Origin of the sequence: Melioribacter sulfuriphilus, assembly GCF_051488685.1 — a bacterium.
Classification (GTDB): Bacteria; Bacteroidota; Ignavibacteria; order Ignavibacteriales; family Melioribacteraceae; genus Melioribacter.
Genome location: NZ_JBPSEH010000013.1, coordinates 19,069 through 32,075, shown reverse-complemented (window position 1 = coordinate 32,075; position 13,007 = coordinate 19,069). Strand labels below are relative to the sequence as shown.

At 32.7% G+C, this 13,007-nt stretch carries 11 protein-coding genes; 1 reads left to right on the top strand and 10 read right to left on the bottom strand.

The window, feature by feature from the left end:
• Window positions 1–794: 794 nt before the first annotated feature.
• Window positions 795–1,481: a YjbH domain-containing protein gene (locus tag ACSSV9_RS14230; RefSeq protein WP_437347931.1), complete on the bottom strand. Its 687-nt coding sequence runs from the start codon at window positions 1,479–1,481 to the stop codon at window positions 795–797.
• A gap of 1 nt (window position 1,482) precedes the next feature.
• Window positions 1,483–3,414 carry a sugar transferase gene (locus tag ACSSV9_RS14225; protein WP_437347930.1) on the bottom strand — a complete coding sequence of 644 codons (1,932 nt, stop codon included), beginning with the start codon at window positions 3,412–3,414 and terminating at the stop codon, window positions 1,483–1,485.
• A gap of 346 nt (window positions 3,415–3,760) precedes the next feature.
• Here ACSSV9_RS14225 and ACSSV9_RS14220 point away from each other — a divergent pair, with 346 nt between their 5' ends.
• Window positions 3,761–4,567, top strand: coding sequence for an O-antigen ligase family protein (locus tag ACSSV9_RS14220; protein ID WP_437347929.1), 807 nt, complete (start codon window positions 3,761–3,763; stop codon window positions 4,565–4,567).
• A 65-nt stretch (window positions 4,568–4,632) separates the two neighbouring features.
• Here the strand turns inward: ACSSV9_RS14220 and wecB (ACSSV9_RS14215) are convergent, their stop codons facing one another.
• The 8 genes from wecB (ACSSV9_RS14215) to ACSSV9_RS14180 form a co-directional block, all read right to left on the bottom strand.
• A complete protein-coding gene (gene wecB / locus ACSSV9_RS14215) occupies window positions 4,633–5,745 on the bottom strand; it encodes a non-hydrolyzing UDP-N-acetylglucosamine 2-epimerase (protein ID WP_437347928.1) in 1,113 nt (370 codons plus the stop codon).
• Entirely contained in the window at window positions 5,742–6,566 is an 825-nt protein-coding gene (locus ACSSV9_RS14210) for a hypothetical protein (RefSeq protein ID WP_437347927.1), read from the bottom strand. The genes wecB (ACSSV9_RS14215) and ACSSV9_RS14210 overlap by 4 nt, the downstream gene beginning before the upstream one ends.
• Before the next feature lie 57 nt (window positions 6,567–6,623).
• A complete protein-coding gene (locus ACSSV9_RS14205) occupies window positions 6,624–6,998 on the bottom strand; it encodes a four helix bundle protein (RefSeq protein ID WP_437347926.1) in 375 nt (124 codons plus the stop codon).
• Window positions 6,999–7,144: 146 nt separating this feature from the next.
• Entirely contained in the window at window positions 7,145–8,203 is a 1,059-nt protein-coding gene (gene wecB, locus ACSSV9_RS14200) for a non-hydrolyzing UDP-N-acetylglucosamine 2-epimerase (RefSeq protein WP_437347925.1), read from the bottom strand.
• Window positions 8,200–9,291, bottom strand: a complete 1,092-nt coding sequence (locus tag ACSSV9_RS14195; RefSeq protein WP_437347924.1) for a DUF354 domain-containing protein — start codon at window positions 9,289–9,291, stop codon at window positions 8,200–8,202. The genes wecB (ACSSV9_RS14200) and ACSSV9_RS14195 overlap by 4 nt, the downstream gene beginning before the upstream one ends.
• Window positions 9,291–10,304: a lipid II:glycine glycyltransferase FemX gene (locus ACSSV9_RS14190; protein ID WP_437347923.1), complete on the bottom strand. Its 1,014-nt coding sequence runs from the start codon at window positions 10,302–10,304 to the stop codon at window positions 9,291–9,293. Before ACSSV9_RS14190 ends, ACSSV9_RS14195 begins: the two co-directional genes overlap by 1 nt.
• A gap of 8 nt (window positions 10,305–10,312) precedes the next feature.
• On the bottom strand, window positions 10,313–12,199 hold the full coding sequence (gene asnB, locus ACSSV9_RS14185; protein ID WP_437347922.1) for an asparagine synthase (glutamine-hydrolyzing): 1,887 nt from the start codon (window positions 12,197–12,199) through the stop codon (window positions 10,313–10,315).
• A gap of 1 nt (window position 12,200) precedes the next feature.
• Window positions 12,201–12,899, bottom strand: coding sequence for a class I SAM-dependent methyltransferase (locus ACSSV9_RS14180; RefSeq protein ID WP_437347921.1), 699 nt, complete (start codon window positions 12,897–12,899; stop codon window positions 12,201–12,203).
• Window positions 12,900–13,007: the final 108 nt, after the last annotated feature.

Below are 13,007 nucleotides of genomic sequence, written 5' to 3'. Positions count from 1 at the left end.
AAACCGAACGTCTTTGCGAGCGAACGAAGTAAGCGAAGCAAACTCAAAACAATCATAACCTAATCTTCACGAGGTATAAGCCTAAGGCAAATTGAGAAGCAAGCACTGAACAAATCCCTCTAGTCTTTGCGAGCGAACGAAGTAAGCGAAGCAAACTCTGAAGAATCCCAAAACTGCCACTTACTAAAATAACAATGGCAGTTGCTTCGATTTGCTTCGCACTCAGCAACCGCACTGTGAGTTAATCACACTTTACAAAAGCTATATGAGATTGCGTCGTCCCCGCCTTCGGCGCTGGGACTCGCAATGACATGTAAAAGACAGTCTTTGCATGTGCACAAACCGAACGTCCTTGCAAGTGAGCGAAGTGAGCGAAGCAAACTCTAAAGAATCCAAAACTGCCACTTACGAAAATAACAATTGCGGTTGCTTCGACTTGCTTCGCACTCAGCAACTGCAGTGTGAAGTTCATCACACTTTACAAAAGCTACATGAGATTGCTTCGTCCCCCCCGCCTTCGGCGTTGGGACTCGCAATGACATGTGAAAGGTAGTTTCTGTGAGCGAATGGAACGTATGTCTTTGCGAGTGAATGAAGTGAGCGAAGCAAACGAAGCAAACTCTGAAGAATCTTACACCTTCTTAATAATAATTGCATTTATCTCATAAAAAAGTTTTGACAAAAATTCTTACCCTATTAAATAAAAAAAATTCCCGACTTAAAAACGGGGTACTAAAAACCTTTGCGTTTTCTCTGCGCTCTCTGCGGTTAATTAGCACTCGAAATCAAATAAATCAGAGCCTGAAACTAAATGAAAAACCGCCACTAAAATCACTAAAATTCATCAAGCCGGCGAGAAGGTGGATATGCTCAAAAAAATTTAATCGAATAGCGCCGTTAAATCGCTCCGCATCGTTCTCTACAATTAACTCAATAAAATCATACGGCTTAAATGATAGCCCACCAAATAATCCAATAAACTGATAATCGGCAGCGTTGATGATATCAATTCCATAACCAATTACAGTAATAAAATCACCCACTTCGGTGTCGATTTGTTTTGCTGCTACAAAATAAGTGGAATTAAAATGATTAGCATTTTCAATCGTACTATATGGATTATTAAAACCAAGTGCTAAGGTTGGTAGGTACTCATTCTCATCATAAATCTTAATCTTAACATTAAACATCCTGTCCACTGTGTGCCCCTTGCCATGATAATTCAACTGACGGGTAGCCCTGAATCCTAATTCTACAAATGGAAGATAATTAATAGTTACAAATACATTAAGTAAATCTCTTTCACCTTTTGAGTAATCTGTATAATGTCTATCAATAAAATTAACTCCAGGCGATACCTCGCCATCATTGCCGATATACGGATATGGCACTGAAAATAAACCTGAAATACCAGTTAACGATTGAGGAAAGATATTTACGTTGATGGAGATTATAAGAAGTATAAAAAAATACTTTTTCAATTTATGCTGAACGTGCTTTATTAAATATTATGTTATAAGCTATTACACAAAAATACTTAATATCAGTCCAGATTGGATGCAGGTCGTACGAATCGAGATATTTTATTTCAGATTCCATTATTTCATCTAAAGTTTTAGGCATGTCGTAGTAAAATGGGGGGAATAAGCCGGGTTTATAATTAATCCTCCTGTTACGGAGTTCTTCGTTATATAAATAAAAATAATGTAAACTTAATGGTCGCACACCTACTATTTTTAACTCTCCCCTGAAAAAGTTTATCAACATCGGCAATTCATCGAGCCATAATTTACGAAGTACTTTTCCCCAGCTTGTAATTCTAAAATCATTTTTAAATTTACCACCTTCTTGCAGATTAGTTACTTCATATATAAATCGTTGCAAATACTCCGAATATGGATACATAGTTCTGAATTTATATACTTTAATTATCTTTCCCCCCTTACCTACGCGTTTTAATTTAATAAGAGGTCCATACGATGGCGATTCATCAGATAACGGATATTTAATTTTCTTTGCAGCAAAGTAGACTTTTGTTCCAATTGTTCTAAGATTTATCACCTCGAAACCGCAATAGTAAAGTCTGCCCAAAGTCTCCGACAATGAAATAACTCTTCTTTTCCCTTTTGTCAATGAAAAATAAACTTGCTTGCATACAGGTAACTTCGGAATAACTCTATTGATAATAAAATCGAGGAAATAAAATACAATTGCCAAATAATAAGGAAATTTTTCCATGAATTTTTTGCGCCTCAGGTTGATCGGCTCGACGCAACTGACAAAAACACCACCGTCTATAAGTTTCTTGTTAACATGAATCAAGTAACTGTTAATTCTCCGCATATCATTGATTTCATGCAAATTCATGTATAATTCTATGGTTTCTTCAGGTAAAACTTCTACATTATAAGTATCTGACGATCTATGCACGACAGCTTTTCTGAAATCTACTCTGAAAAGGTCGAGGGTATCGTTTACAAATTCAAGAATGTCAGGAAATTTTTTCAGGTAGATATTTGATAACTCGTCATAAAAATAGGGATTATAAGGATTCTCTTCCGGTGCATATTTACCCTCTTTTCTTTCTACATACTTGACCAGCGGTTCGTCATATATTTCCGATGCACGTAATAATTTATACTTAATTATATCTTCGCCTGGTTTTTTGAATATTATAAAAAGAAATGCATTTAATATTATCGATGCAATAGCAAATACATAATTTATGCAATATGAATAAGCAGTAATATTTATTACTGGTTCGAGGAAAAGAAATATTGTTGTTACAAATACAATCAATAATAAGTTCGATTTAACATGCGTCCAGATATATCTCCAGAAGTTGTCGTATGCGCTTAGTTTATGAAAACCGTGGACAAATAAACCAACTACAAACCACAAGACAGTAAAAATACCAATGGCTATTTTGTCAGCATCCTTATTTAATCCTTTCCCCTCAATCAGATAAGCATAAAAAATTATTGCACCAATCAATAAAAATTCACTTATAAGAATTAATGGTGAGAAATTGGTTAATAATTCCACCTTTTTTTCTTTAAAAATATTGTCAAATAGGAGTAAAAATAACTTGATTGAAAAAACCAGGACGATGGTACCAAGTAGTAGTATTCTAATTTCAGGTATCGTAATTCTTATCAATGATATTAGTAGAGTAATAATCATTAATAATATAGAGGTAGTCAGCAGTAATTGTTTTGCATAATCGTAGAATTTTTTATTATTTTCTCCAGAGTATTGGCGGGTAATTAATGAACTTATCAACACAGAAGCCAGAAGTATAAGAACAACCAGTGGATTATTTGCGAGGGATTTAAAATTGCTCGTTAAAAATAAACTAAAAGAGAAATAGACAAAAATATACGCAAACAGATCAAAAACTATTTTTGAAGCCATAATAATGCCCTTTGCAAATATTATGAACAGAAATAGAGTAACAGTAACTTTATTAACTTTTTTGTTTATTCTTCAGGTCGGCTGTGCTCAGATTTCTAATTATCTGCCCTATAGTTTTATCCTTAAAGCTGCCCTACTTTTATTTATATTGCCCTTAATTATTGTTAGTATAAAATCGCATCATATTAAACCCAGTACAATTATAAAGAAAGACTCAAAAAAATTCAAATACATAGTGATAACAATTCTTATTTTATTGATTTCTTTATCTTACTCTTCCAATATGGAATTTGGCTCATTAAAATTAGTTAACTTTTTAATAGGAACTACTTTTTCGATATTGTTAATGATATATATTTTACGATTGATTGATGAAACCATGATAAAATTATTAACACGAATACTACTCATATTCACCGCAATATTCATCACATTCTTAATAATATCAAACAAATTTACTTATACTGGAAGTTACAAACTGACAGCCCTGGAATTCAGTCATGTTATAGCAGCGCGTCTTATAGCTCCAGTTTGTATAATAGCACTTTATTTATTGTCTACTGCTACAGATAAAAAAGAAAAAAATAAATTGTTTTTATATGCCTGTTATTTTAATACTGGACTATTATTTACAGCACATCGGGCGAGTGTAATTGGAGTGTTATTAATAACAATTTTTTTTGTCGTTAAAGGAAAAAATAAGACTTACAATACACTCGCAATATTAATTCCATTTTTTCTTACACTTATTATTTTTCCCTCAAAATTGGATAGATATAAAGAATTATCGCCTGAAAATTACAAAGAGAATTATTCGATTGTAAGTAGACTTGAATTATGGTCAATTGCGCTGGAAAAAATAAAGATGGAACCTATTACAGGACACGGTTTGGGAGGTTTTAAATGCTCAAATAAATTTCCGATTGTTCATATTTACAAATACCCTCATAATTTATTTCTGGAAGTTCAGTGTGAAATGGGAGTTTTGGGAACGTTGTTTATTCTTTTTTTGATTTACAAAATATTAATTTCTGCATACCGTACATCGCCCTTACTCTTCTCAATAGCATTGCTTTCACTCTGGTGGTCCTTGTTTTCTAAGGATATCACAACTCAGACATTATTATTCATCAATATTGCATTTATTAAATAGGTTTTAAGTAATAAATCGGTAGACATACTAATGTGTGTCTAATTTTTTTAAAAAGCTGTATTTTATTATAACGATCGAACTAATTTTTCGTATAAAACATTTACAATGCGTTGAGCTGTATTACCATCCCATAACTCTGGTATTTTCCCGTTTTTATAGTTCCCTGCCAGTATATTTTCTGCATACTCAAAAGCTTTTTCAACATTTTCACCTGCAAGATAATTTGAACCTACTTCAACAGTAACCGGTCTCTCTGTAGTATTTCTTAATGTAATGCAGGGTATACCGAGAAACGTACTTTCTTCTTGAATACCACCACTGTCTGTGAGCACAAATTTTGCTTCTTTTAATGCAGAAATAAAGTCTAAGTAACCCAATGGTTCAGAAAGAATTATTTCATCTTTAAGATTGTTAAGTAAACTATATTTTATGAAGTTATTATAAGTTCTCGGATGTACGGGGAAAAATATTTTTATTTTTGACGAAAGATCGTTCAAGAAATTAATAATTTTTTCAATGCTTTCTTTATTATCAACATTTGATGGGCGATGTAATGTTACCAGACAGTAAGAATTGCCTTTCAATTTAAATCTATCCAATAAACTTGAATTCTTATTTTTATTCAGATAATAAATAAGAGAATCGATCATAATATTTCCCACAAAAGCTACTTTATCAGCTGGTATGCCTTCGTTATTAAGATTTAGAATACCGCTCGGTTCACTAACAAATAAAATATCAGATATAGAATCAGTTATAATACGATTAATTTCTTCTGGCATTGTCCTATCGAAACTTCTTAATCCTGCTTCAACATGAGCTACTTTAATACCCATTTTTACAGCGGTAATACTACAAGCCATCGTTGAATTTACATCTCCAACAACAACTACTATGTCAGGAATTTCCTTAAGTAATATTTTTTCAAATGCCAGAATTATTCGTGCAGTTTGTTCAGCATGACTTCCACCACCAACTCCTAGATAATAATCTGGTTCAGGCAATTCAAGATCTTCAAAGAAAACTTTACTCATATTTTCATCATAATGCTGACCTGTATGAACCAGAATATGTTCAAATAAGGAATGATCCTTTGAATTAAATTCATCTATTGCTCTTTTCAAAGGGGCAATTTTCATAAAATTAGGGCGGGCGCCTACTACTGATACAATTTTCATATTAATTTTTTATTGGTATTAGTATTATTTCTTCTCAGAATTAAACTTCTTTTTATAACATTTTTAACATTTTGCAATAACAATTCTTTCAACCACAAATTAAATTTATTTGTCCACCTTTCAGGGTGGATTGTTATCATTATCTTATCTGGCATCTTAGAAAAATTACTAATTAATTGGAATGTACTTTTATAATTAAATATAAATTTAGTATTTACTTTATCGCGAAGGCTTACATTATTTCCATTCCATCTTCGTCCTGTATCTGTAAAATAAGCAAATTCATTAAAATTGATGTCAAGATAAGGTTCCCCCAGAATTCCTAAAGTTCTATAATCATACTTTTCCCAAATTAGTTTATTATCATACGGTGAACGAGGTGAGCCATGCATACAAATGGTTTTTATGTCAAAATTTTTCCTGAAGTTTTCTAAATTTTTACAGAAGCTCTCATAAGCTCTATCAATTAAGTGATTGGAACTATTTCCAGATCTTACCAAATCCACATCTTCATAGTGATAACCGATTTCGTGTCCCAGTTTGACAATCTTTTCCATGATAGATAAATCATAGCTTTCTGGCACAATACGAAAATAATAGGTTCCTTTAATTCCTATATCATGTTCAATGTTTGCTGTTTGCAGGGCATTCTGCGGCAGGCGATCCACATCGTGACGGAGAATGACGAGTTGTTGTGTTGAGTTGTTGAGATGCTGAGACGTTGAATTGTTTTCAAGGTAATCTACAAATGGTATAAATTGGTAATTATTTTGCAGAAATGATTGTAATAATTTTTGATATGTTTTTAGAGTAAAGTCCATTTACAGCAGGGTTTATTTGTTTAGATGTTGAATTGTTTAGAGGTAGAGAAGAATTTATTAATTTCTTTTCAATTGATAATTGCGCAATGCATTTAACTTATTTGAAATTTCGTTGATTTTTTGTTTTACATTTTCGAATATATCTTTATCAATATAATTTAAATCGAAAGCTAGATAGAAATGACTCAATAATTCCATTAAACTGCTATAAGCCATGTTGGAAAAATGGGCCTGATCTTTCGATGTTATTCTGGAGCTTCCTTCAGCAAGGTTCGACGATATGGAAATAGCCGCTCGTCTTATCTGATCCGTTAAACCAAATTTTTCATTTGGGGGTAATTTTTCAGTTATCTGATAGACTTCAAGAGTCAACGCTCGCGCATTTTGCCAGACCTTTAACTTCTCAAAGCTATATTGATATTCTTGATGCATAAATTTATAAGCAATATTCCAATCACCTCAACAACTCAACAATCTACCTGAAGCGATACTGCAGTTCCGGATTTTCCGGTATCAACCGCACACTCTTGATGTAATTTATTAAAATTTAGAACAAGATTAATTAAGAGAATAGATTATTAGTTTATTAATTCAAAAATATATTTGACCATCTTTTCAGTTACATTATTACCAAAAATATCATTTTGTTTTGATATTGGATTAAAATTTATAATTTTTTCACAGAAATTATCATCATTTGGTAACAATAATATATTCCATCCTTCATAAATAGTTTCTAACCATTCAGTTTCAGTTCTAAGTGTAATACAAGGTTTTTTTAATATGTAAGCCTCTTTTTGAATTCCACCAGAGTCTGTTATTATTTTTGCTGCGCTTTGCTCAAGTCTTAAAAAATCAAGATACCCAACAGGTTTAATAATTTTAATGTTATCAGAAATTTTAATTCTATTTTCAACAATAACTTTTCTTGTACGAGGATGAACAGGGAAAACGATCTTTTTACCCAGATCGGAAATTTTCTGCAATAAAAATTCTAAATTTTTGGAATCATCAACGTTATATGGACGATGTAAAGTTAAAAGATAGTAATCTTCAGATGTTAAATTTAATTCATAAATTATATTTGAACTCTGAATAGCCTTTTCTATATTTTGATTTAATGAATCAACCATTATATCACCAGTTAAATAAGTTTTATTAATCAATCCTTCATTACTTAAATTATTAACAGCTGTTTTTGTAGGTGCAAATAAATAATCAGCTGTGTGATCAGTTATAATACGGTTAATCTCTTCCGGCATTGTTCTGTTAAAGCTTCTTAAACCAGCTTCAATATGAATCGTTTTTATTAAAAGCTTAGCTGCGGCAAGTGAACCCGCTAGAGTTGAATTGGTATCACCAAATACTAATACCATGTCAGGCTTTTCTTTCAGCATAACCTCTTCTAAAGCAATTAACATTTTTCCTGTTTGCTCTGCATGTGTACCTCCACCCAAACCAAGATTATAGTCTGGCAAAGGGATTTCCATTTGATGAAAAAACAACTTCGACATTTCTTCATCAAAATGTTGTCCTGTATGAACTATTTTCTCTTGAAAGTTTTTTCTTATTGCCCTGGAAAGAGGAGATAGCTTTATAAATTGAGGTCTTGCACCTACTACTGACAAAATTTTCATTTGAATTGATATTGTATATCAGGATTTTTTAATAATTCTTTAAAACTATTAGGATATTCCTCAATCAGCCAAAAAAGTAAAGCCGTTACATCAATCTTTTCCTTTATCATACTATCTCTTTTAGTACACCATTCTTTCTTTAGATCGTTGTGTGTTAATAATTCCTTTATCTTATTTATCATTCTATCAAAGTTTTCAGGTTTAAATGAAAAACATAACCCATACTTATTTTCTATTTCATTTGGGACGGACAGACGACCGGCAAAAGAATTGCATTTTATTGCCGGTGTACCTAAAATAGCCGCCTCTGATGTCATCGTCTGGCTATCACCAATAAACATAGTGGCATAATACATAAGTGAGTGTATCTTTTCCGGCGAAATTTTGAGTTGATAAGGTGCCAGCTCAGGCTCGATTTCTCGTTCGGTGGTTATGAAAACCTTCCCTCGTGTTTTGAGAAGGTCTACCAGGCGAATTTTGTTTTCCAAAGCTAAGCCCTTAACACCAATATCATGATGAGCCTTAAAAACATTAAAGCGCATTATAAAAAAAGGTTCACCCTGTTTAATTCCAATATCTTTTAAGACAGAAGGATCAGGAGTAAAACGGTTTGGATGAAGGTAAGCTAATTCATGATAACCAGCATAATAAATGGTATCTTTGCGTTTTCTTTTATATTTCAATGCTGCAGGTGATAAAAGTACATCGGCAAAAGGATTGACAAATCGGGTAATCAGAGGTTGAACGTCATCATCATCATCATCTAAAACAATAGATTTCATATTGGAGAGTTTTGATAGATGTGGAAGAGTTGCAGAGGTACCAATCCCAATATCAATTTTATTGCTCCAACAAAATTTTAACAAAGAAAAACTTATAAAAATTTGTTTAATGATTTTACCGATTAATTGATCGGATTTATTGGACAAAATGGTATATTTAAATCCATAAGCTTCCAGTAATTGTTTTATTACAGGAACATCTTTAACTGTCCAGAAAACAGAATGTCCTTTTTTTTCTAATTCGATTGCCAGGTTACGATAGTAGTGCACATGCGCCGGATGGCCGATATCGATGAGAATACGCATTATTCGAATTTTACCTTTTGCCAGAGTTTAAAGCCCGTTTTTGCCACTTGCATAAGCAAAGGATGATGAACCTTTTCAAATCTTCCCAATTCTACCATGGTACCACCAAATTTCTTTTTGTAATCGCGTACGCCATAAGGTACGTCAGGTTTACCAGCACCACCAAAATCAAATAACGTATATCCGTGTTGCTTGCCCCATTTAAATACTTCCCATGGAATGATGTCATTCGGGTATTTTTTATAATAATTGTTAAGACTTCCCGCATACAAATCATAAATTACATTTTTATAACAAAGAACTAACATACATCCAATAATATCAGCATTATTTTTTGCAACAAAATAAAATGATTTAGCTTGGTTATTTAGATACTTTTTAATATTAAGAAAATATTCAAAACCTGGTAATGGTAATTTTGCATTTCGATAAACTTCTCTTAATATAAAGTAACATTCTTTAATTTCTTCAATGTCTCCTGAAATAGTAACAAACGTATTTTCTTTAATAGCTCGTCTTATTTCATTTCTTCTTTTAGGATTCATCTGGCTCCACAAGTCATTTTCTGATTTTGTAAGATCCACAAGAATATTCAGATGTTCTTCATAAGTAAAAGCCAATTCTTCAAAAACTTTCTTTTCTGAATTTTGCGCCCATAAATTTCTGAATTGGGAATAGATAACTTTTGTTCGTGCAAGAGAATCATATTCATGCAATATTTGTTTTATAATTTTTTCATCGTTATTTACCACCAGAGGTCCTCCCCAGATTATAGAACGTGCCGAAAGGAATCCTAACGGAGAAGGATACTCTTTTTGAACCACGGCTAACAGCATCCCCAATATTTTCTCATTATCCTTGGCAACTACTAAAATGGGTTCATATAAAGGTGTATGCTGATACACCTGATACATTTCTGGTGTTTGAAAGGCATTGCCATAGGGGTGATTATAAACAAATTGCGACCACTCTAAAAAATCGATGTTTTCAGGTACCGTAATAATCTTAATCATGTTGGACACTAATTCTTTTGATCAATAAAAGTTCGGAACCACAATTCCAAATGGATCCATTTCCAGATTTCTTTGGCAATATCCATCTTGCCAGTTACATGTTGTTTATAAAGTTCTAAAGCTGCATCGGCGTTTATGATTTTCCGGGCCCTGAACGCATCAGATTGTAATAGTTGTCTGATGAATTTTTGAAACATTTCTGTACGAAACCATTCACTTTGCGGCGTACCGAAACCTATTTTGTCTTTGCGAATTCTTATTTTCTCCGGTAATAAACCTTTCATGGCTTCTCTTAAAATGGCCTTGGTCATTCCCTTCTTAATTTTAGTTTGCCCATCCATGGACAAAATCTTTTCAACCAAACGATAGTCTAAAAAAGGAACGCGCGATTCCAGAGAAAACCACATGGAATTCCGATCTTCCCATTTTAATAAGTGCTCCAATTTATACTCAAAATGGTCTACCAATGCCTGTTGTAAATTGGGTGAACCATATAAATTACCCGCAATGGTATTGTTTTTAGAATAGGCATGAATAAATTCTGGATTTATATAACCTTTCTCCTTTACTCTTACCCTGGTACGTAAATCTTTTGGAAGTAAAAAATAGAGGAATGTTTTTAAGCCATAGAGGGATTGATGTTTAATGAGGTAATGAATCATTTCGCCATTGAGTGTAAGAAAGTTCAATTGGCGCAATAAATCTTTAAAAAAAAGCCCGTAAAAATAGTGGTAGCCGGCTAATTCCTCATCAGCACCCTGACCATCCAACGTAACTACCACATGTTCTCTGGCCAACTGCATAACTTTAAATTGCGCATAAGGGGAGGTTGAGGGTAAGGGTTCGCCATGTGCTTTAACAAATTGTTCCATATCTTCAAAAAGCGTAACCGCTGTGGGGTGCGTAAAGAACATATTCTGAAGAACCGGCTTAAATTCGGCGATATATTCGGATTCATCACCAGATTGCCCCTTCTCATAAACGGCAGAAAAAGTATGAACATCATTTTTATGATAATCCTTTAATAAAACAGCCACAATGCTGGAAGAATCCAACCCACCGCTTAAACACACGCCAACCGGAACATCACTTCTTAACCTTAATCCTACTGCTGAACTAAATGTATCTTTAAATTCTTCTGAACTCTTAAACCCTTCAGCCTTCTCAACTCTTTCCCTCAAATCATACCATTTTTTTACAAACACCTTAGGAGCCAATTGGTACCATCCATCTTTATTGTACGATGGTAAGGCATCTTGAGTCACCTTAAGACAATAGCCGTGTTGCAATTTTTTGACTTGGTGGAAAAACGTAGCCTCGGTTTGATCGGTGCGGTTAAACACCAGATAATCGAAGATCGATTGATAATCTGGGGAGGGCTTTGTCTTTAAAACAGAAAGAATGGGAGCAATTTCAGAAGCAAAAATAAATTGATTTTCATCCAGGTAATAATAAAACGGTTTAATGCCATAGCGATCTCGGGAGATGAATAGTTCATTTTTCATCTTATCATAAATTGCAAACGCCCACATGCCGTTAAATTTATCCAGACAGGATTCATTCCATTCCATATATGCTTTAAGAATCACCTCAGTATCGGTATTAGAAAAAAAAGAATAACCCTTTTTCTTTAACTCATCTCGCAATTCAATAAAATTATATACTTCACCATTATGGATAATGACATAACGGTTACTCTCATCGAACATGGGTTGATGGCCTTGGTAACTAAGATCTAAAATGCTTAAACGAACGAACCCCAGTCCAACATTTTTTTCTACAAAAATCCCATTATCATCGGGGCCACGATGTTTCATTTTAAGCATCATAGTATTGATGGAATTTACGTCTGCTGGTTGATTTTTAAAATTTATTATTCCACAAATTCCACACATCCTATTCTGGTTTCCTTGCTATGACATGAGCAGAAGAAATAGAAAGATCTTCTTCTGTGAAATATTTTCTTATTTCTTTAGATATTTTTTTAAAATTGGCTTTTTCATTAAAAATCTTTTCTTCAAGTAAAATTTCATAACCAATATTTTTTTGAGTAGATATATGATAAGAATGAGGTAATCTATTTATAAAATACATGCGACCATGCATTAAAAACTTCCAAATTGTTTTATTTAAATACCAATGTTCATACCAAATTTTTGAAAATTCGAGCGCTTTATAATCAATAACATGAGAACAATAGCCACCTGGTTTGAGCAAATCAAACATTATTTTATAATAGGAAGAAATGTCAAAAACATGTTCCATAACAGCATTTGATAATATTAAGTCTAAAGAATTTTCTTCAACTGATCCCTTATTTTGGCAATTGGGGAAATAATGAAATAAATCATTTTCTCCTTTTATTCCTGCGATAATTTCTTTTATTTTGGTGCTATGCAACTGAAAGTAATTCTTAAGTTGTAATAATATTTTTAAATTATTATCTATTGAAGCATGTGCAATTATATCAAAAGCATAATATTTTTTAAATCCATCTAAAAGCGCGCAAATTCCAACCCCTAATGTGTCACCAGGACCAATTTCAGCAATTGTTCCGGAAATCTTATTAAAACCAACTTTTCTTAATTTTTCCATGTGACTAAAATAAATATTAATAATATACCCCATCAACTGGACTCGTACCTGATTTTCTTAACATTTTTTTTAAAATAGGTGTGTAAGATATTATGGATCTAAATATTT